This window comes from Halosimplex halophilum (genome assembly GCF_004698125.1).
GTDB classification, from domain to species: Archaea; Halobacteriota; Halobacteria; order Halobacteriales; family Haloarculaceae; genus Halosimplex; species Halosimplex halophilum.
The window spans coordinates 2,214,502-2,234,517 of sequence record NZ_ML214297.1 but is presented as its reverse complement, the minus strand read 5'-3'; the positions used below and the strand labels follow the sequence as shown (position 1 = coordinate 2,234,517).

The window sequence follows — 20,016 nt, the reverse complement described above, 5'->3', positions numbered from 1 at the left end:
CGGCGGGGATCGGTGATCCCGCCCGTTCGATCCCCGTCCCGGTCACGCGCGGTCAGTCACCCGTTTCCGTGTGTGGATCCGCTCCCGCAGCCGCGCCCGTGTCGCGCAGGCGGCGGACGCCCGCGGCCACGAGCAGGTACGCGGGGACGGTGACGGCGAAGACACCGGCGACGATCCCCCAGTCCCCGACGCCGAGCGCGACCGTGTCGAAGTACCGGCGTAGCGGGGTGTACAGCACGGCCAGCTGCAGGGCCAGCGAGCCCGCGACCGCCGCGAACAGCCAGCGGTTCGACAGCGTCGGCGTCTCGCGCAGCCACCGGATGACGAACAGCTTCCCGAACTCCAGGACGACGAACGCCGTGAAGACCATCGTCCGCACGTAGGCGTCGACCTCGCTTGCGCCGTCGAGCAGGACGGCGAGCAGGCCCAGCATGACGGCGGTCGTCACCACCCCCGTACCGCCGATGACGCCGAGCATGGGCCGGTCGACGATGCCCTGTTCGGGATCCCGCGGCGGCCGCTCCATCACGTCGCCGCTCTCGGGGTCGGCGCCCAGCGCCAGCGCCGGCAGCCCGTCGGTCAGCAGGTTGATCCACAGCAGTTGGACGGCTGGGAGGACGAGATACCCCCACAGCGAGGCGAGGAAGACGATGGCGACCTCCGCGACGTTGGCGCTGAGCAGGTAGGCGACGAACTTCCAGACGTTGTCGAAGATGGCGCGGCCGCGCTCGACCGCCCGGGCGATGGTCGCGTAGTTGTCGTCGAGCAACACCACGTCGCTGGCCTGCTTGGCCACGTCCGTGCCGCGGACGCCCATCGCGACGCCCACGTCGGCGTTTTTCAGCGCCGGCGCGTCGTTGACGCCGTCGCCGGTCATCGCCACCGTCCGACCGTTCGCCTGGAGCGCGCGCAACACCCGGACCTTGTGCCCGGGCGAGGCCCGGGCGAACACGTCCACCTCGCCGACGCGCTCGCGGAGTTCGTCGTCGCTCAGCGCCTCGATCTCCCGGCCCTCGACCACGTCGCCGCCCAGTCCGAGTTCCGCGCCGACGGCCGCGGCCGTCCGGACGTTGTCGCCGGTGATCATCTTCACGTCGATGCCCGCCCGGCGCGTCCGCGCGATGGCGTCGGCCACCTCCGCGCGCGGCGGGTCGATCATCCCGACGAGCCCGACGAACACCAGGTCCGTCAGGTCGTCGGCGCCGTCGAGTTCCCCCTCGCCGTCCGCGTCGAAGCCGCGCCCGTCCTCGGTGTAGGCGACCGCGAGTACCCGCAGCGCGTCGTCGGCGAACTCGCGGGTCCGCTCGCGGATCCGCTCGGCGCCCGCCTCGTCCAGCTCGACCGACCCGTCGTCGGTCAGGGCGCGCGAGCACTTCTCGACGACGACCTCCGGCGCGCCCTTGACGTAGGCGCGGTCGCCGTGAACCGTCCCCATCCACTTGCGCTCCGAGGAGAAGGGGATCTCGTCGGTCCGCGGACTCCGCTCGCGCAGCGCGGCCACGTCGAACCCTCGATCCTCGGCGGCCGCGACGAGCGCCCGCTCGGTCGGGTCGCCCGCCTCGGCCGTCGCGTCGTTGCACAGCGCCCCCGCCCGCAGCAGCAGGTCGACGCGGTCGGCCTCGGTCGTGGACGCGCCCGCCGCGGAGTCGATCCCCGCGGCCGCGCCGCCGTTCGAGGCGGCCGCCCCGCCCGCCGCGTCGTCGATCACGTCGTCGAAGTTGACGACGCCGTCGGCGACCCACAGCCGGCTGACGGCCATCCGCCCCTCTGTGAGCGTGCCGGTCTTGTCGGTACAGACCACGTCGACGGCGCCGAGCGCCTCGACGGCGGGCAGCCGCCGCACGAGGGCGTTCTCGTCGGCCATCCGGCGGACGCCCAGCGCGAGCGTCAGCGTCACGACCGCTGGCAGCCCCTCGGGGACGGCCGCGACGGCCAGCGACACCGCGGTCAGCGCGGTCTGCAGCGGTTCGACTCCGCGGAACCACAGCAGCGGGACGACCAGCGCGGCCAGCGCGACGACGCCGAGCCCGAGCGTCCGCCCGAGGTCGTCCAGCTCGGCCTGCAGCGGCGTCTCCGTCTCCTCCGTGTCGGCGAGCTGGCGCGCGATGCCCCCGACCTCCGTGTCCTCGCCGGTCGCGGTCACGACGAAGGCGGCCTTCCCCCTCGTGACCGCCGTGCTCTTGTACACCATCGACGACCGTTCCGCGAGCGGCGCGTCCGGTTCGACCGGCTCGACGGACTTCGAGACCGGGAGGCTCTCGCCGGTCAGCGCCGCCTCGTCGACCTCCAGCCCCGTCGTCTCGACGAGCCGACCGTCCGCCGGTACCACGTCGCCGTCCGACAGTTCGACCACGTCGCCGGGAACCAGTTCGGTCGCCGCTACCTCCGCCGTCCCGCCGTCGCGGCGGACGACGGCGGTGGGCGCCGTCAACTCGCGGAGCGATTCGAGACTCCGCTCGGCGCGGTAGTCCTGCGCGAACCCGAAGACGCCGTTGGCGACGACGATCACGGTGATGAGCACGGCGTCGACGGCGTGGCCGGCCCACACCGAGAGGGCGGCCGCGGCGAGCAGCACCCAGATGAGCCAGCTGTCGAACTGCGCGAGGAAGATGTCGACCGGCGACCGGCCCCTGGCGCGGGCGATCTCGTTCGGCCCGTGCTCTGCGCGGCGCTCGACGGCCTCGGCCGACGACAGCCCCGACTCCTCGACCCCGGCCTCGGCGAGCACCTCGTCGACCGGCCGGCTGTGTGGGGTATCTGTCACCGGATCGGAATTCGCCCGCTGGCCCCATCGGTGTTTGGTAGGCTGGCGCCGGTCGCGCGACCCACAGGTTCCCGAAATCGCACAGATATAGCCCGAACCGCCCGTAATTCTGTGTTCCGCCTCGTCGACCACTCGACGCGCACTTCCGGATTAAATATAGCGATATGTGGTTCATACAGCGCTCCGGGGATAGTGCGGATCCCCGCCTGGATCGGCGCGCGACACGCGAACGGCGACGATATCCGGGGTACCAGACGTGACCGCGGCGACTGGCGATGCGACACCACCCTTTTTGTGCGAGCTCGCCAGTCGGGGTACCATGGCGACGGCGGCCGACGACCTGACGGAACCGCGCGTGCTCGCCCGGGCCAAGCGGCGGCTGTTCCCGGAGGACGGCGCGCAGGCGTACGCCGTGGTCGACACCCAGTTCGCGCAGGAGCGGTGGGTCGACCGGACGACCGTCGACGAGGCGATCCGCGAGGCGCTGGCGCCGTTCAACCACGTCCGCGTCGGCTCCGGCTACCCCGACCTCGTCGGCGTCCGTCCGCTCGACGACGAGTTGCTCGCGGTCGACCGGCTGGGCGGCGAGCCGCCGCTGATCGCCGTCGAGGCGAAGGGCTACGCCGGCGGCGGCGTCGACACCGAACGGGGAATCGTCCAGGCCCGCGACCGCCTCGGGGAGGCCAACGTCGCCTTCCTCGCGGCGCCGGCCGCGGCGATCACCCAGACCGACCGCTCGCTGGCGCGGGAGTGCAACGTCGGCGTCCTCGCGGTCGGGACCGACGGCGACGTTCGGGCGGTCGAACGCCCCCGTGTCGTCGGCAACCGCACCGCCGACGCGGCGACGAGCATTCGGTTCCAGGCCAGCGCCCAGGGCGTCGCCGGCAAGAGCTTCGGGCTCAACCACCCGAAGAACTACCTCGCCTACCCGCTCGCCGTGGCCCACGACCGCGACACCGAGACCGTCCTCGCCGAGCGCGTCGTCGGCGCGACCGACGCCGCCCGAGCGGGTGCGGAGTTTCTCAACCTCGTCGCCGTCGAGCCCGACCGGACGACGCTGACGGCGCTGGGCAAGGAGGTCGTCCGCTTCGCGCTCGACGAGGCGGGGAGCGTCGACGCCGCGCTCGACGCCTTCGAGGACTGGAAACGCTCCCGAAAGCGCTTCTGCGAGGTCGCGCCGAGGTGGGGCCAGCTCGCCCGCCGCGTCGTCTACGCCTACCCCGCGACCGAGCTGCTCGTCACCGAACTCCAGTCGCTGCACGACGACGGCGAGCGTCGCCCCACGCTCCGCGAGTTCGTCGAGTACCTGCACGGGCTGCACCCGACGTTCACGGTCGAGCTGTTCCTCCGCGGCGACGAGGGGGTGCGCGGCCGCGCGCTGACCGACGACGGCGACCTCCGAATCGAGGCGCTGGCCGACGGCGACGCCTACCACTCGCCGACCGTCTTCCAGCTGAAGGCGATGCTGTACCACGCCGGGATCGTCACCGAGCGCGGCAGCGAACCCCACCGGCTCGACCCCCGCGAGGACCGCTGGGCGCTCCGCCACGACGTGGGCCCGGTCCGCGGGTGAGCGGACGGTGACACCGCTTCTCCGGGCGTCGCGCACGGGCCTGCGACGGCGTCCCACGGCACCGTCAGTTCTATGTGCTCCCTCGCGCACGACCCGGACGAGGCGCTCAATGACTCGCCGGATCGTCGGTCGTCCGGTGTTCGACCCGCGCTCGCCGCCCGCGGCGCGAGCGGCCCGATAGCTGCAGCACTCGGGTTCGCTTCGCTCCGTAACCGCACTCGCTCGGTCGAACACGCACGCACATGCCGACATCCGCCGGGTCCCCCGTCCGGGACTCTCACGACGAATCGCACCGACGCCAGCCGCATCGCTCGCGGTCGCCGGGACCGCTCGAACTATCGAACTGCCCGCTCAGGTCGCCGGACCTGTCCGTCGGAGGTGGTCGTCGATGACCGCCGCGACCGAGACGGCCGACGGGACGGACGCCGGGGCTGACGGGACGGACGCCAGGGCTGACGGGACGGATGCCGGGACTGACGAGACGGACGCCGGGACCGGCGCCGCGGGACCCACCGCCGAGCGGCCGCTGTGGCGCAACCGCGACTTCCGTCGCTTCTTCGCGGGGCAGTTCGTCACCAACGCCGGCGACAGCCTCTACACGGTCGCGGTCCTCTGGCTCGTCTTCGAACTCAGCGGCTCGACGGTCCTCACGGGGGTCGCAAACGCCGTCCTGTTGCTCCCGTGGCTCCTGCAGATCCTCGCCGGCCCGGTCGTCGACCGCCTTCCCCTTCGACCGGTCCTCGTCGGGTCGCAACTGCTGCAGGGCGTGGTCGTCCTTGCCCTGCCGCTCGCGGCGGCGACCGGGAACCTGAGCGTCGGTGTCATCTTCGCGGTCGTCCCCGTCCTGACGCTGGCGACGCTGCTGATGGCGCCGATGCAGGCGACGGTCGTCCCGCGGATCGTCCCCGACGAGCAGCTGTCGCAGGCGAACTCCGCGCTCGCCACCGTCACGCTCGGGCTGGACATGATCTTCGACGCGCTCGGCGGCGCCTTCATCGCCGTCTTCGGCGCGACGGCGCTGTTCCTGTTCGACGCGGGGACGTTCGCGCTCGCCGCGCTCCTGTTCGCCGGGGTCGCGGTGTCGCGAGCCGACGACGGGGAGCCTGCCGACGAATCCGACGTGAGCGAGGAGTCCGACACGAACGACGAGTCGATACTCGGTTCGTACGTCGCGGACCTGCGCGACGGGATCGACGTGCTGCGCGGCACCGTCTTCGTCGAGCTGGTGTTGACGACCGCGGTGGCGAACCTCGCGACGGGGGTGACGCTCGCGGTCCTGCCGGCCTACGGCGACGCGCTCGGCGGCCCCGCGGTCTACGGGGCGCTGCTCGGGGCGCTCGGCGTCGGTCGGCTGGTCGGCTCGCTGCTGGCGCCGTACCTCGAAGGGGTGGCCTACGGCCGGCTGTTGCTCGTCGGCAACGCCGCCGGCGCCGCATGCTGGCTCGGCGCGGTGGTCGCGCCGTCGCCGGCGCTCACCGTCGCTCTGTTCGGGCTCGCGTGGATCCCCGCGGGCGCCAGCGGCGTGCTCACGGCGACGCTGAACCAGACCGTCTTCCCGCCGGACCTGCTCGGGCGGGTCTCCACGATCAAGGGCACGGCCTCCGGCGCGACGCTGCCGCTCGGATCGCTGGCCGGCGGGCTCGTCGCCGAACTGCTGGGGACAGCGACCACGGTCGGGCTGGCGGCCTTCGGCTTCGGGTTCACGGCGCTGTATCTCGCCGTCCGCCCGCGACTCCGGCGGCTCCCGCCGGTCGCCGACGCCGACCCCGAAGCCTTCGGCGTGAGGATCGAGTCGGAACGCGACGGGGAGTAGCGTCCACTACCTGCGGCCGTACCCGCTCTCCCTCGTCGTGACGGACAAAGCACTTACTTCGGCCGCCGCCACCCCAAGACGAGTATGCGCCCCGTCCACGCGCTCGCCCTCTGTACCGTCGTCGCACTCGCCGGCTGCGGGGCAGGTGGGTCGGCCACCGAGGCCACCACTGGAACGCCATCCCCGGGGCCCACGACCGCCCCGGCGGCCGGCCCGACCGCGGGGGCGACGGCGACGGCGACGCCGACCCCGGTCGACCTCCCGGATGGCCTCGACCGCGACGAGGTGACCCTGGCGTCGTCGCTGGCGCCCGGCGACCGGGAGACGTTCGAGGCCGCACGCGGGGCCGACGAGTGGGTCGAGCTGGAGTCCGAGGGAGCCGTCGAGACGTTCGGCGACCTCGGGTACGTGTACGCGGACGGCCGGCTCTGGGCGGTCCGGTACGTGTACGGGACGCCCGCGTACCTGGTCGACACAGCGAACGTGTCGGACGACGAGCGCGTCGTCGCCTACGGGGACCTCTCGACCGAACAACGCCGACTGTTCGACCGGGTCCGCACCGGTTCGGGGTGTTGCCCGGGACCGGACCAGGAGGGCGTCGAGTTGCCCGACACCGTCCGGTACGACAACGAGACGTACCTCGTGGAGTCGGGCACGCGGAGCTTCGCTCACGGCGCCATCGACGTCGACCCCTACGAGCCCCGGCCGACGGTCACCGAGGAGTGAGCCGACCCCGCCGCCTCGCGGGCGCGACCGGGACCCGTCACTTGCCGGTCCGTCGCTTTTGGGCCTGCTCCGTGTAGCTCGAACGCGATGAACTTCGATGAGTTCACCGGAGCGGTCCAGCACCGCCTCGAACTGCCCGGGACGGGGGAAGCCGTCCGCGCGACCCGCGCGACGCTGACGACGCTCGGCGAGCGGATCCAGGCGGGCGAGGCCACGGACCTCGCGGGCCCGCTCCCGATGGAGGTCGACTTCTACCTGACGGGCGCGGTCGCCGAGCACGGCCAGCACTTCGACTGGGACGACTTTCTCGACCGCGTCGCCGAGCGGGAGGGGCAGACGGCGCCGGACGACCGCGCCGACGTGGCCCACCACGCCCGGACGGTCGTGGCCGTCGTCGCCGAGGCGGTCCCCGAGGGACAGCTCGACCAGCTCCGCGACCAGCTGCCCGCCGACGAGGGGTGGGCGGACCTGTTCGAACTGGTCGACGGCGCGGCGGCCGAGTGAGCGGTCACCCGACTTAACGCGGCCTCAGTGATCACCGCCAAGTGCTAAGTGGGCGTCGCTCCAAGCGCGATCCATGTGGCGCTCCGGCCAACGGGGTCGCAACGAGGTGACCTGTATCGCCTGCGGTGACTCGGTCGCCCGGTCGTCGGCCCGGGAGTACGACAAGTTCGGCGACCGCTGGGACCGGGAGGGCAAGGAGTTCGAGTACCTCTGCAAGCCCTGCGACCGCGAGCGGTGTCACCAGCCCCGCGGGAACCTCGAAGCCTTCCTCGAAGACGTGGAGACGGCCGCCGACGACCGCGACCGCGAGACGTTCCTCGCGACCTACCTCGAACTCGCCGAGCGCGGCGACTCCGTCGAGGAGTAGCCGGCCGTGTTTCGGCCGACTCGGGCCGCTAGCTCCGCCGTCCGCTGCGGGGCCACCACAGAAAGCCTATCTGTACCCTGGTCATAGCCCGCTACATGACTACCGAGGACGCCCAGGCCCAGGCCGGCACGGTCGAGGGCCAGGGCCCCGTCGAGATCGACGAGGAGATGGCCCGCCACCTGGCGAACAAGCGCGAGGAGCTGTTCGAGAAGTTCGAGATCCGCGACGAGTTCCCGCCCGAGGTGATCGAGGAGGCCGAGGCCCGCACGGAGGGCGTTCAAGAAGAGATCGCCGACGAGATCGACGAGCGCCGGGACCTGCGCGACATGACGACCTGGACGACCGACCCCATCGACGCCCAGGACTTCGACGACGCCATCTCCGTCGAGAAACGGGACGACGAGTACGTCCTCTGGGTCCACATCGCCGACGTGACCCACTACGTGAACCCGGACACCGCGATGTGGGAGGAGGCCGTCGAGCGGGGCAACACCGTCTACCTGCCCGACTACACCATCCACATGCTCCCGCCGATCCTCGCCGAGACGGTCTGTTCGCTGGTCCCCAACGAGGACCGCCTGGCCCACACCGTCGAGATGCACCTCGACCCGGAGACGCTCTCCTACGAGGAGATCGACATCTACAAATCCGTCATCGAGTCCGACGCCCGCCTGACCTACTCCGAGGCCGAGGAGATCCTCGACGATCCCGACAGCGCTGACGACATGCTAGAGGACACCGACGTGGACCTCGCGGAGAAGACCGAACTCGTCTGGGAGCTGGCCGACCGGATGCACGAGCAGCGCAAGGAGGACGGCTCGCTCGTCCTGAACCCGGCCCGCGACCGCGCCCACACCATCATCGAGGAGTGCATGCTCAAGGCCAACAAGGCCGTCACGCACGAGCTCATGTGGGACCGCGGCGTCGAGGCGATGTACCGCGTCCACCCCCAGCCCTCCCCCGAGGAGTGGGACGAGGCGCTGCAGGAGATCCAGGACCTCGACGGCGTCTCGATCCCCGGGAGCGCCTGGGACGACCCCCGGAAGGCCGTCAACGCGACGCTGGAGGAGGCCCCGGGTCGACAGCTCTCGAAGATCCAGCGGGCGGTGATGTTCGTCATGCCCCGCGCGAAGTACATGAGCGACCCGTTCGGCGGCCACCACGCGCTGAACTTCGAGATCTACGGCCACTTCACCTCGCCCATCCGCCGGCTCTCCGACCTCATCAACCACTGGATCGTCCACACCAACGACGTGCCCGAGGACCTCCAGGCGCTGTGCAAGCACGCCTCCGACCAGCAGAAAGACGCCGAGCAGTGCGAACGCGAGTACAAGCAGTTCCTCGAGGAGGTCGGCCTCGACCCCAGCGCCGTCAACAACCGCGGGGTCGAGGTCGTCGACGACGGGGAGTAGCACCGGGCGAGCGCCGGTATCGGCGGTCGGCTCGGGCCGTCCGGCACCCCCGCCCCGGACCTCTCGGATCGCGGATAGAAATTTCCTGCGCCAAACCTATTTCCCCCGACCGACGGAACCGTCGTCGCGATGACGGAGTCGCCCACCCGCCGGGGGTTCCTCGCCGGGGCCGCGGCCGCCGCGGCGGGGTCTGCGGCGGTCGCGTCCGCAGAGGGTTCCCCGCACGATACCGACACGGCCGACCCCCTCCCGCCCGACACCGATCCGCCCGGAACTGACCGCCGGTCCGCCCTGCAGGACGCCGGCGGGGACACCGACGTCGAATCGCTGGTCGACGACCTCGTCGAGTCGAGCCTGGAGGGGCGGACGGCCACGGGCGCGACCGTCGCCGTCGTCGCCGACGGAGAGGTGGCGCTCGCGAAGGGCTACGGCGTCGCCGACCGGGGCGAGGAACGGCCAGTCGACGCGACCACCCCGTTCCGCGTCGGCTCGGTCTCGAAACCCGTCGTCGCGACGGCGCTGATGGCCCGGGTCCAGCAGGGGGAGATCGACCCCGAGGCGCCGGTCTCGGAGTACCTCGACGCGAGTCTCGACGACGCGGTCGGCTCGGCCACGCTCGCGGACCTCGTCACCCACCGCGCGGGCTACGAGATGTCCAACGAGGGGCTGTGGATCACCGACGCCGACGACCTGCGGCCGCTCCCGGCGGCGCTCCGGAGGTGGCGCCACGCGCGAGTCCGGCCACCCGGCGAGGCGCCGGCCTACTCGAACTACGGGTACGCCGTCGCCGGGGGCGTCCTCGGGGCCGTCGCGGACGCGCCGTTCCACGAGGCCGTCGCTGCGGACCTGCTCGACCCCGCGGGGATGGAGTCGAGTAGCTTCCGCCAGCCGCTACCCGAGTCGCTGGCCGACGCTCACGCGACGGGGTACGGGCCCGGCGCCGCCTACGCCGGCGGGGAGTTCCCGTACCTCGGCCTCCCCCCGGCGGGCGCGCTGTCGACGACCGCCGACGACATGGCGCGGTTCATGCAGCTGCACCTGAACGGGGGCGTCGTCGACGGCGAGCAGGTGCTCGCGCCCGAGACCGTCGCGGCCTGCCAGCGCCAGTGGGCGACCGCCCACGAGCGGCTCCCGGGGATGGCCTTCGGGTTCGTCGAGAGCGACTACGGCGACGTGCGGACGCTCCGACACAGCGGCGGGACGCCGACGTTCTACAGCGACCTCCTGCTGGTCCCCGAGCGCGGCCTCGGGCTGTTCGTCGCGTACAACGGCGCCGACGGCGGCGCGGCCGCGGGAGAGGTGCTGGAGGGGTTCCGATCGGAGCTGCTGCCCGACCCGGAGTCCGACTCGGACCCCGGCACCGGCTCGGACTCGGGTGAGGGCGGGACGCTCTCGCCCGACGGCCGGCCGGCGCGGGCCGACGACCTCGGCGGCACCTACCGGTCGCTGCGGCGGTCGTGGACCTGGCACGACCGGGTCACGACGACGCTCCAGGCCGGCACCGTCGAGGTGAGCGTCGCCGACGACGGGACGCTGGTCACGACCGGCGGGAGCACGACCAACCGGTGGGTGGAGATCGAACCCCTCGTCTTCGAACGGGTCGACGGGCGCGAACGGCTGGCGTTCGACACCGGCCGCGGCGACGACATCGAGTACCTCCACCGCGGCGCGAACCCGACGACTGCGTACGGTCGCGTGGACGGGGTCGACCGGCTCTCCCTGCACGCCGCCCTGACCGTCCTGTCGCTGGTCGGCCTGCTCTCGGCGGTGTTCGGGTGGCCGGCGGGGACCGTCGTCGGGTGGTACCGCTCCGGGGACGACGCCGACGTGGCCGCCGACCCGCGACGGTGGCCCGACCGACCGGCGACGCTCGCGCGTGCGGTGGCCGTCGGGGCCGCCGTCGCGATACTCGCCTTCCTGGTGGCGGCGCTCGTCCACCTCGCCGCCGCGCCGTACGCCGTCCTGTCCGCGCCCCCGCTGACGTTCGCGGCCCTGTTCGCCCTGCCACTACTGGGACTGGTCGGGGCGCTGGCGACGGTCGCGTTCGCCGTCCGCTCGTGGTCCGGCGGCTACTGGGGCCGGCTCGGCCGGGTCCACTACGCGCTGGTCGCCGCGTCGCTGGCGGTCACCTGCTGGCTGCTGTGGTACTGGAACCTGCTGGTCCCGCCGCTGTGACGGCGCCCCGGCTCGAAGGCCCGAATTCTCAGATCTCCTGAAAACTTCTCAGCGACGCGTACCGGATAGCAACGGCCGTCTCCGGGCTGCCGATAGCTACGGAAATAATACGAGAATATTTCGCGGCGGTTCGGAGACTGTTCGGCGTGTGTTCGGAGACATGATCTGGCATAACAGTTTAGTGGGATCCGTACGTACGTGTAACTGAGAGGTGACGAACCGATGGCCACCAGCGACAGGACTCGACGCACAGGGGAGCACCGCACAGCAGGCCGCCGGCTCTCCCGGTACGACCTCCTGCTACTGGTGATACCCGCGGCGTTCCTGCTGGCGCTCGTGGGGTCGACCGTGTCGTCGCTGCCCCCGCGGGTGTTCGTGGCGGGGGCGTCCGTGGTCGGCGCGCTCGCCGTCGCGGACGGGCTGTTCGTCAACCCGCCGGAGGGCGGCCGCTGACCGGCGCGGGCGACCCGCGGGCGCGGTTCTCGACCGGCCGCCCCGTGGCCGTCGCCGCCGGGCCGGCCACCGGCGGTTCGCCGGACGTGAAGTCGACCCCCAACCAGTTTGGGTGGTCGCTTATTTAATCTCTCTCGAACATATAGGTACGAACGGTCGGCCGGCGGTGTGGCCCCAGGCGGTCCCCGCGGCTCGGCGGGCGCTCCACGACCGGCGACCACCCACCAAACAATGCCAGCGAGCGACCAAGTCGACACGAGCAAGGGGATCCACAGGCGGACGGGGCGGACGTTCTACGTCGCCACGAAGCTCCTGCCCGAGCGGGTGCGGGAGGCGACGTACGTCCTCTACGCCTTCTTCCGGATCGCCGACGAGGTAGTGGACCGGACGGACGACCCCGACCCCGAGACCCAGCGCCGCCGGCTCGAAGCCATGCGGGCGGCCGCGCTCGGCGACCTCGACCCCGAGGACGGGGCCGCCCTGACCGACGACGAGCGGGCGGTCCTCGACGCGTTCCGGTCGCTCGCCGACCGCAAGGGGATCGACGACCGGGAGGTCGAGGTGTTCGTCGACGCGATGGTCCAGGACATCGAGACGGCCCGGTACCCGGCCTTCGAGGACCTGGGGGCGTACATGCGCGGCTCGTCGGTCGCCGTCGCCAACATGATGATGGACGCCATGGAGGTCTCGGCCGAGGACCGCGAGCAGGCCCGGCCCCACGCCGAGGCGCTGGCCGAGGCGTTCCAGCTGACGAACTTCCTGCGGGACGTGCGCGAGGACATCCGCGACTACGGCCGGGTGTACGTGCCCCAGGAGACGCTGGAGCGGTTCGGCGTCGAGGAGGCCGACCTGGCCGAGGCGAACGTCACCGACGGGTTCGTCGCGGCGATGCGCCACGAGCTCCAGCGGACCGAGCGGCTGTACCGCGAGGGGGTCGCCGGGATCCGGCTGCTCCCGGAGGACTGCCAGTTCGGCGTCCTGCTCGCGGCGGTGTTCTACGCGGAACACCACCGGCTGATCCGGAACCGCGACTACGACGTGCTCACCGAGACGCCGGAACTCGGCCGGCTGCGCCGGGGCTACCTGCTCGTCCGGACGTGGGTCCACTGGCGGCGCCACCGCGACCCCGAGGCGACCTTCTACGCCGTCAGCGCCGTCTCGCCCGGCGGCGAGGGCGACGGCGTCGAGACCGACGGCGTCACGGGCCACGTCGCGTAGGGTCTCCCGTCGCTCGCTGTCCTCGTCTTCCGCTCTCGGCGTCCCGTACTCCCGTCCCCGAAGCAACCGCTGTCCGGTCGGAGACGCGAAAAACCGTCGCTGCGGTCGCCGGGGTTACCGGCCGCGGTTCTCGTTGCTGGAGAGGCTCGGCCGCGTGCGCTCGGTGCCCTTGCCGCGGTTGTTCAGCCCGCGGTTGCGGCGGCCGGCGCTGGTCAGCCCGCGCAGCGCGCGGTCGGTGTGCTGGTCCTCGCAGATCCACGAGAGGTCGTCGTCGTTCTCGATCGCGGGGTGTTCGGGGTCGACGAGGATCACCTCGAACCACTTCTGGCTGCCGTCCTGCCCGACGGGGTAGGAGTTGAGCACGCGGAGGTTCGGGTAGACGCGGGTGGTGCGCTCCTCGGCGACGCGCTGGAGGTTCTTGCGGCGGGTGATCCGCGTGACGCCCTGGCGCTTCGACCGTCGGCCGGCCGTGAAGCGCTGCTTGCGGGCGCCGCCCTTGCGGATCGACGCGCGGACGACCACGACGCCCTGCTTGGCCTTGTAGCCGAGCGAGCGCGCGCGGTCGAGGCGGGTGGGGCGCTCGATGCGTTCGAGCGCGCCCTCCTCGCGCCACTCCTGCTTTCGCTGCCACTGCAACTCCGCCAGCTTGCCGTCGTCCGGGTCCTTCCAGGCGTCCCGGATGTAGGTGTAGAAGCTCTTTGCCATGGGTGTTCACCGCCGGGCGTTGCGTGGTTCAACCGCCGTCGCCGGCGATCACATCCCGACCTGCACAGGCAGGCGCCCGCTGGTGCCCGACCGCCCAGCGAGTTACCCGCCAGTTTCCCGCTCGCGCCCTTAAGGGATCCGAACTCGCCGCGGTGGGGCCCGCTCGGCTGTCACTGAGCCGACTAGTGTCATGCGAATATTATTGTACTGGTGTATTATATCCGGTTAAACACGATGGAACGGGACGAGATCCTGGGGGGACTGGAGGACGCGGGGCTGACCTCCTACCAGGCCGACGCGTACCTGACGCTGCTGGACATGGGTGTGTCGCCGGCCGTGGACGTGGCGCGGAACTGCTCGGTCCCGGTGCCGCGCATCTACGACGTGCTGACGGAGCTGGAGCAGATGGGGTACGTGGAGACGCTCGACCGGGAGACGCTGCACGCTCGCGCGCGCGAGCCGGCCGAGTTCGTCCGGGACCTCCACGACAAGAGCGACCGGCTCTCGGCGGTCGCCGAGGAGATCGAGGACCGCTGGGAGGCGTCGCCGCTGGGCGACAACAAGATGAACGTGACCAAGCGGGTCGACACGGTCGTCGACCACGCCGAGGGGCTGATCCGCGAGGCCGACTCGACGGTCGACCTGGCGGTGACCGACGAGCAGCTGGTCGCCTACGAGAGCGCCCTGACCGAGGCCTTCGAGGCGGACGTGGTGGTGCGCGCGTCGGTCGCGCCGTCGGGGGAGGTGGGGATCGCGGACCACCCGGTCAGCGACGTGGTGTCGGAGATCCGCGAGCGCCCCCTCCCCGGCCCCTTCTGCGCGCTCGTCGACCGGACGGAGGCGTGTCTCGCGCCGACGACGCGGATGCCCGACCCGTACGGCGTCGTCATCAACGACGACATCATCCCCTTCATCCTCCGGTGGTACTTCCAGACCTGCCTGTGGGCGAACTGGGAGACGGTCTCGCGGTCCCGCGAGGGGCCGCCGGTGTACGTCTGCCTGGAGGAGTTCATCCGGGACGTCCACCCGCTGTGGTGGGACGACGCTATCGTCTCGGTGACCGTCAGCGGCCGCGACCCCGACTCCGGCCGCGACCGCGAGGTCTCGGGCGTCCTCACCGACATCCGGTACTCCGCGACCTCCGCGCGGACCGGACAACGCCCCACGCTGACCGACCTCTCCGGGCGGGCCACGGTCGTCCTCTGGACCCCGGACGGCCGGTGTACCGTCGGCGGCTGGGGCGCGCTCGACGAAGACCTGGAGGTCAAACGCGTCACCGTCGACGGGATCGAGTGGCTCGCCTGACCGACCGCCGCCGGGCTCGCCCGCCCACCGCGTGACTCACCCGCCCGACCGTCGCGGGGTCCCCTTTCCTGAACCCGGTCGCCGACGGGAATAGTGTCAACCCGTAATATAGTGGTCGGGTGTAAAATATTTGTATTAACTGCTGTATAAACGATAGCCGAGTGGAAAGAACGTCCGGCACTCCCGGGTTTCGACGCCGAACTCTCCGCCGACCGATCTAATCATTCTCGTTACTTATCAACATATATACTATGACCTACCACAAAATTTTCATAGTGGATCGAAACTCCCTAATTGCCGTATTTTGGTGTTTCGAGGCCTGAAAACTGTTATTCACAAACCAAGTAATTCATTATATCTCGGGCTAGAAAAACGTTTTATACCGGTCGTTCGATGTACGGTTCACACACCACTCGGTGTGTATCGGAGGTCGAGATGACAAACGAACAGCAACCTCCTGACGGGGGACGAGAGGCATCGCATTCCAACGGATCGAGCGCGGACGAGGGGGGACCGTCCCGCCGCACGTTCCTGAAGGGGACCGCTGCGGCCGGTGCGGTCGCGCTCGGCGTCGGCGCGGGCGCCGTCGGGTCGGCGTCGGCCGGGATCCCGACGCCCCGGCTGCACCGCGACGGCAACCTGATCAAAGACCCCGACGGCAACGTCGTGACGCTGCGGGGGGTCAACATCGCCGACCCCAAGCGGATCAACGTCACCTCGCAGGCCCGCGGGAAGGACGCCGTCCAGGTGATCGACACCCTCACCGACGCGAGCAACGGCTGGTACCCGCGGATGATCCGCGTCCCGGTCCAGCCGGTCGACATCGGCGAGTACGAGCCCGGGTCGGGCCCGCCGGTCCCGGCGTTCGACGAGAGCCAGCTTGAGAGCTACCTGACGAACCACCTCGACGAGGTCGTCCAGCGCTGCGCCGAGCGGGGCGTCTACTGCATCATCGACTACCACCGCCACCGCGACGTGCAGTGGGCGGAGGGCCAGGACGGCCCCGTCAACACCGAACTCCAGGACGAGGTCGACATGTTCTGGGACACGGTCGCGCCGCGGTACGCCGAGGACAGCCACGTCCTCTACGAGGTGTACAACGAGCCGACCGAGCCCGGGATGTGGGAGGACCCGACGGACACCCAGTGGGTCGCCGACATCTGGCAGCTCTGGCTGGAGATGGCCCAGCCGTGGGTCGACACGATCCGCAGCCACGCGGACAACCTCATCCTGATGGGGTCGCCCTCCTGGAGCCAGAGCCCGGAGGGCGCCCTCGTCGAGGAGTTCGACGGCGAGGACATCGCCTACACCTTCCACATCTACCCGGGACACAACTCCAGCAGGCAGCAGAACTGGGAGGACGCCTCGATCAACGGCGAGGGCGTCGAGGGCGTCTACGAACAGGCGCCGCTGTTCGTCACCGAGTTCGGCTGGGAGGAGAACGCCGGCCAGTACATCGGGGGGACCGACGAGTTCGGCGACGCCTTCCACGACTTCCTGGAGAAGAGCCCCGCCATCCACTGGACGGCGTGGTGCGCGGACCCCGTCTGGCGCCCGGTCATGTTCAGTCGGCCGTTCGCCGACAACGCCAACGACTCCGTCGGCGACCCGTACAACGGCACGGTCCCGGAGGCCTGCTCGGACCTGCCCTGCGAGTGGACGCTGACCACCGGCAGCGGCGGCATGGGCGACGACATCAAGAGCTGGCTCGAACAGTACCGCAACGACGGCATCCCCGGCGAGGGGACGGTGCAGCCGCCGACGGACGAGCCCACCGACGAACCGAACACGCCGACCGACGAACCGGAGACGCCGACCGACGAACCCGACACTCCCACGGACGAACCGGAGACGCCGACGGACGAGCCCAACACGCCGACGGACACGCCGGCGGCCGACGCGCTGGTGGTCAACGACTACGACGGGGACCCGGCGTGGTCGTCCCACCGGAACGACCTCGGGCAGTGGTGCGGGGCCGGGTCCTTCGAGAACGGCTCCGGCGAGGTCGAGGACGGCACGCTCGTTCTGGAGTACGACAACGGCGGCTGGTTCCAGGAGCAGATCAACCAGTCCGTCGAGGGCTACTCGACGCTGGTCTTCGAGGTCAGCGGCGCCGACGGGGGCGAGGAGTCCGAGATCCTCTTCGACATGGGCGGCGTCCGCACCGTGCTCGGTAACGTCACCGACGACTCGGTCGGCACGAGTACGGGGGAAGTCCGCGTCGACCTGGAGTCGGCGGGCGTCGACCGCTCGTCGTCCAGCCTCTCGGTGCGGCTGAACTTCTGGCAGGGGGGAGCCAGCACGCTCGAACTCTCCGAGATCCGACTCGAATAGCCCGACAGACGAACCCACACCCTACCAATGAGCGACAACGGCACACACGACGGCGCACAGGCATCGAACGACGACGTATCGACCTCCGACTCGGCGGGACGGTTCTCGCGGCGGAGCGTCCTGAAGGCGACGGGGGCGGCCGCGGTCACCGCCGGCTTCGCCGACGCCCTGATGGGCTCGGTCGCGGCGGTCGGGATCGACACGCCGCAGCTGCACCGCGACGGCAACAAGCTCAAAGACCCCAGCGGCAACGAGGTCATCCTCCGCGGGGTCAACATCGCCGACCCGGCGCGGCTGGCCCGCAGCTGGCGCGGCAAGGACACCATGGGGGTGTTCGAGAAGGCGACCAGCACCGACGACGCCGACGAGGGCGGCTGGTACAGCCGGATCATCCGGATCCCGACCCAGCCCCAGGACATCTCCAGCGCCGCGAACGACCTCCAGATGGTCCACGACGACGACTGGGGGCCGCTGCTGCCCGGCCAGATCGACGAGAGCGACATGGAGACGTACTTCTCGACGTACGTCGACCCGCTGGTCGACGCCGCCGAGGAGCAGGGGCTGTACGTGATGATCGACTACCACCGCCACTTCCCGATCTTCCACCAGCCCCAGAACGAGGCGGACATCGGCGAGTACCAGTGCGGGGCGGAGACGTTCCCGAACGACCTGGGATTCTGCGGCGAGCGGGGCGTCCTCTGGCACTCCGAGGACCAGGCTTCCGAGCTCGACGGCTACACCGAGGAGTACGCCGCCGAGCTCGACGAGGAGCTGCACATGTTCTGGAACTTCGTCGCGCCCCGCTACAGCGACCGCTCGCACGTCATCTACGACGTGTACAACGAGCCGACCGGCCCCTACGCCGGCGACTGGGGGGCGCCCGACCGGGTGCCCCACGCCGGCGAGGACGCCGGCCAGGATACCGACGTGATGGCCGACGTGTCCAAGCAGTACTGGGACATGTGGGTCGAGCGGGCCCAGCCGTGGATCGACACGGTCCGCGAGCACGCCGACAACCTCCTGACCATCGGGTCGCCCCGGTGGAGCCAGTACACCTACTGGGCGCCGCAAAACGAGTTCCAGGGCGAGGACATCTGCTACACGGGGCACGTCTACACCCACGACAGCCTCCGGCCGCTGTCGGACTACTACGGGACGCCCGCCGAGGAGGTCCCGGTCTTCTTCAGCGAGTTCGGCTGGGCCGAGGGCGGCGGCAAGGACAACTTCAGCTTCCTCGAGGGCACGGCCGACGAGTACGCCGACGAGTTCGAGACGTTCATCGACGAGTACCCGGTCCACCCGATCTGCTGGAACTTCGACCACACCTGGGAGCCCGCCTTCTTCCAGCACGACTCCAGCCAGGACGGCACCTGGGAGATCTGGGACTACCAGGCCCGCCCCGGCCAGTGGTGGCAGGACTACCTCGAACAGCACCGCAACGACGACCTCCCGAACCCCGACGAGGAGGACACCGCGACGACCACGACCACCACCACGACCCAGCCCAGCACGCCGACGCCGACGGACAGCCCGACGCCGACCGACGAGCCGAACACCCCGACGGACACCCCGACGCCGACGGACGCCCCCGAGACGCCCAGCGAGGGGCTGGTCGTCGACAACTACGACGGGGACCCGGGCTGGTCGAGCCACCGGAACGACCTGGGCGAGTGGTGCGGGGCCGGGTCCTTCGAGAACGGCTCCGGCGAGGAGTCCGGCGGCGAGCTCACCCTGGAGTACGACAACGGCGGCTGGTTCCAGGAGCAGATCAACCGCGACGTCTCGGACTACTCGACGCTCGTGTTCACCGTCCGCGGCGCGGACGGGGGCGAGGAGTCCGAGATCCTCTTCGACATGGGCGGCGTCCGCACCATGCTCGCCGACGTGACCGACGACTCGGTCGGCACGAGCACGGGGGAAGTCCGCGTCGACCTGGAGTCGGCGGGCGTCGACCGCTCGTCGCCCTCGGTGCGGCTGAACTTCTGGCAGGGCGGCAGTAGCACGCTCGCGATCAGCGGCATCCACCTGGAGTAACCCGCCGACGGCGGTCGTCGGCGGCCGGGTCGGTCCGGACGCCGGGGGGCGACCGCCGGGCGCCCGACACGCGGTCCAGCCATGACACGGAACGAGCACGCCGACGGGGACGAGGGGGGTCCGCGCGACCGCGGTACCGGGGGTACTGCGCCGGTCGCGCGGGCCGCGCCCACCGGGCTGTCCGTCGACGGGACCACCGCCGTCACGGCCGCGCTCTCGTGGTCGTCGACGGCGCCGGCCCGGACCGACCACTACAACGTCTACGTCGACGGGACCAAGCGGGCCGAGGCCGGCCGCGAGCGGACGCGCGTCGCGCTCGCCAACCTCGCGCCCGCGACGACCCACCGGGTCGGCGTCACGGCCGTCGATGGCGCGGGCATCGAGTCCCGCCCCGCGACCGCGCGGCTGACGACCGACCCGCTCGACCCCGCGGCCGACGAGGCCGACGGCGCACCGGTGACGCGCCGCCCGGACTCGCGCTCGCCGCGGTCGGGCGCTCCCGGCGGGAGGACCGACCAGGTCGACCGCGCCGACGGAACGGCTCGCCGGGCCGACGGACCGGCCGACCGGACCGAGAGGTCGGCCGACGGGGAGTACAGCTGACGGAGACAGCACGGCACGCACGGCACACAC

General features: G+C 71.1%; 15 protein-coding genes. 13 read left to right on the top strand and 2 right to left on the bottom strand.

Going from position 1 to position 20,016, the window contains the following annotated elements:
- Window positions 1-52: 52 nt before the first annotated feature.
- Window positions 53-2,764, bottom strand: coding sequence for a cation-translocating P-type ATPase (locus E3328_RS11070; protein WP_135364614.1), 2,712 nt, complete (start codon window positions 2,762-2,764; stop codon window positions 53-55).
- Window positions 2,765-3,083: 319 nt separating this feature from the next.
- On the opposite strand from E3328_RS11070, the gene E3328_RS11065 reads away from it, so the two are divergent.
- The 9 genes from E3328_RS11065 (at window position 3,084) to E3328_RS11030 (ending at window position 13,005) form a co-directional block, all read left to right on the top strand.
- Window positions 3,084-4,337: a hypothetical protein gene (locus E3328_RS11065; protein WP_135364613.1), complete on the top strand. Its 1,254-nt coding sequence runs from the start codon at window positions 3,084-3,086 to the stop codon at window positions 4,335-4,337.
- Between the two features lie 388 nt (window positions 4,338-4,725).
- A complete protein-coding gene (locus tag E3328_RS11060; protein WP_135364612.1) occupies window positions 4,726-6,150 on the top strand; it encodes an MFS transporter in 1,425 nt (474 codons plus the stop codon).
- Between the two features lie 84 nt (window positions 6,151-6,234).
- Window positions 6,235-6,876, top strand: coding sequence for a DUF7979 domain-containing protein (locus tag E3328_RS11055; RefSeq protein WP_135364611.1), 642 nt, complete (start codon window positions 6,235-6,237; stop codon window positions 6,874-6,876).
- Window positions 6,877-6,963: 87 nt separating this feature from the next.
- A complete protein-coding gene (locus E3328_RS11050; RefSeq protein ID WP_135364610.1) occupies window positions 6,964-7,380 on the top strand; it encodes a DUF2267 domain-containing protein in 417 nt (138 codons plus the stop codon).
- A 73-nt stretch (window positions 7,381-7,453) separates the two neighbouring features.
- Complete coding sequence (locus E3328_RS11045; RefSeq protein ID WP_135364609.1) at window positions 7,454-7,747, top strand: DUF7562 family protein; 294 nt, start codon at window positions 7,454-7,456, stop codon at window positions 7,745-7,747.
- Window positions 7,748-7,842: 95 nt separating this feature from the next.
- Window positions 7,843-9,159, top strand: coding sequence for an RNB domain-containing ribonuclease (locus E3328_RS11040; protein ID WP_135364608.1), 1,317 nt, complete (start codon window positions 7,843-7,845; stop codon window positions 9,157-9,159).
- A 129-nt stretch (window positions 9,160-9,288) separates the two neighbouring features.
- Window positions 9,289-11,334, top strand: coding sequence for a serine hydrolase domain-containing protein (locus tag E3328_RS11035; protein WP_135364607.1), 2,046 nt, complete (start codon window positions 9,289-9,291; stop codon window positions 11,332-11,334).
- Window positions 11,335-11,640: 306 nt separating this feature from the next.
- Window positions 11,641-11,787 carry a DUF8015 family protein gene (locus tag E3328_RS21990; RefSeq protein ID WP_167837366.1) on the top strand — a complete coding sequence of 49 codons (147 nt, stop codon included), beginning with the start codon at window positions 11,641-11,643 and terminating at the stop codon, window positions 11,785-11,787.
- A gap of 231 nt (window positions 11,788-12,018) precedes the next feature.
- On the top strand, window positions 12,019-13,005 hold the full coding sequence (locus E3328_RS11030) for a phytoene/squalene synthase family protein (RefSeq protein WP_135364606.1): 987 nt from the start codon (window positions 12,019-12,021) through the stop codon (window positions 13,003-13,005).
- Between the two features lie 114 nt (window positions 13,006-13,119).
- On the opposite strand, the gene E3328_RS11025 is transcribed toward E3328_RS11030, so the two are convergent.
- Entirely contained in the window at window positions 13,120-13,710 is a 591-nt protein-coding gene (locus E3328_RS11025) for a 50S ribosomal protein L15e (RefSeq protein WP_135364605.1), read from the bottom strand.
- A gap of 234 nt (window positions 13,711-13,944) precedes the next feature.
- On the opposite strand from E3328_RS11025, the gene E3328_RS11020 reads away from it, so the two are divergent.
- From E3328_RS11020 to E3328_RS11005, 4 genes are all read left to right on the top strand, one after another.
- A complete protein-coding gene (locus E3328_RS11020; protein ID WP_135364604.1) occupies window positions 13,945-15,015 on the top strand; it encodes a TrmB family transcriptional regulator in 1,071 nt (356 codons plus the stop codon).
- 435 nt (window positions 15,016-15,450) lie between these two features.
- Window positions 15,451-17,349, top strand: a complete 1,899-nt coding sequence (locus tag E3328_RS11015; RefSeq protein ID WP_135364603.1) for a glycoside hydrolase family 5 protein — start codon at window positions 15,451-15,453, stop codon at window positions 17,347-17,349.
- A 27-nt stretch (window positions 17,350-17,376) separates the two neighbouring features.
- Window positions 17,377-19,383 carry a glycoside hydrolase family 5 protein gene (locus tag E3328_RS11010; RefSeq protein WP_135364602.1) on the top strand — a complete coding sequence of 669 codons (2,007 nt, stop codon included), beginning with the start codon at window positions 17,377-17,379 and terminating at the stop codon, window positions 19,381-19,383.
- Window positions 19,384-19,464: 81 nt separating this feature from the next.
- A complete protein-coding gene (locus E3328_RS11005) occupies window positions 19,465-19,986 on the top strand; it encodes a fibronectin type III domain-containing protein (protein WP_135364601.1) in 522 nt (173 codons plus the stop codon).
- Window positions 19,987-20,016 lie beyond the last annotated feature (30 nt).

Bases quoted from the DNA above. Each gene is read 5' to 3' on its own strand.
- E3328_RS11065 (WP_135364613.1), top strand. From the start codon at position 3,084: ATGGCGACGGCGGCCGACGACCTGACGGAACCGCGCGTGCTCGCCCGG.
- E3328_RS11060 (WP_135364612.1), top strand. From the start codon at position 4,726: ATGACCGCCGCGACCGAGACGGCCGACGGGACGGACGCCGGGGCTGAC.
- E3328_RS11055 (WP_135364611.1), top strand. From the start codon at position 6,235: ATGCGCCCCGTCCACGCGCTCGCCCTCTGTACCGTCGTCGCACTCGCC.
- E3328_RS11050 (WP_135364610.1), top strand. From the start codon at position 6,964: ATGAACTTCGATGAGTTCACCGGAGCGGTCCAGCACCGCCTCGAACTG.
- E3328_RS11045 (WP_135364609.1), top strand. From the start codon at position 7,454: ATGTGGCGCTCCGGCCAACGGGGTCGCAACGAGGTGACCTGTATCGCC.
- E3328_RS11040 (WP_135364608.1), top strand. From the start codon at position 7,843: ATGACTACCGAGGACGCCCAGGCCCAGGCCGGCACGGTCGAGGGCCAG.
- E3328_RS11035 (WP_135364607.1), top strand. From the start codon at position 9,289: ATGACGGAGTCGCCCACCCGCCGGGGGTTCCTCGCCGGGGCCGCGGCC.
- E3328_RS11030 (WP_135364606.1), top strand. From the start codon at position 12,019: ATGCCAGCGAGCGACCAAGTCGACACGAGCAAGGGGATCCACAGGCGG.
- E3328_RS11025 (WP_135364605.1), bottom strand. From the start codon at position 13,710: ATGGCAAAGAGCTTCTACACCTACATCCGGGACGCCTGGAAGGACCCG.
- E3328_RS11020 (WP_135364604.1), top strand. From the start codon at position 13,945: ATGGAACGGGACGAGATCCTGGGGGGACTGGAGGACGCGGGGCTGACC.
- E3328_RS11015 (WP_135364603.1), top strand. From the start codon at position 15,451: ATGACAAACGAACAGCAACCTCCTGACGGGGGACGAGAGGCATCGCAT.
- E3328_RS11010 (WP_135364602.1), top strand. From the start codon at position 17,377: ATGAGCGACAACGGCACACACGACGGCGCACAGGCATCGAACGACGAC.
- E3328_RS11005 (WP_135364601.1), top strand. From the start codon at position 19,465: ATGACACGGAACGAGCACGCCGACGGGGACGAGGGGGGTCCGCGCGAC.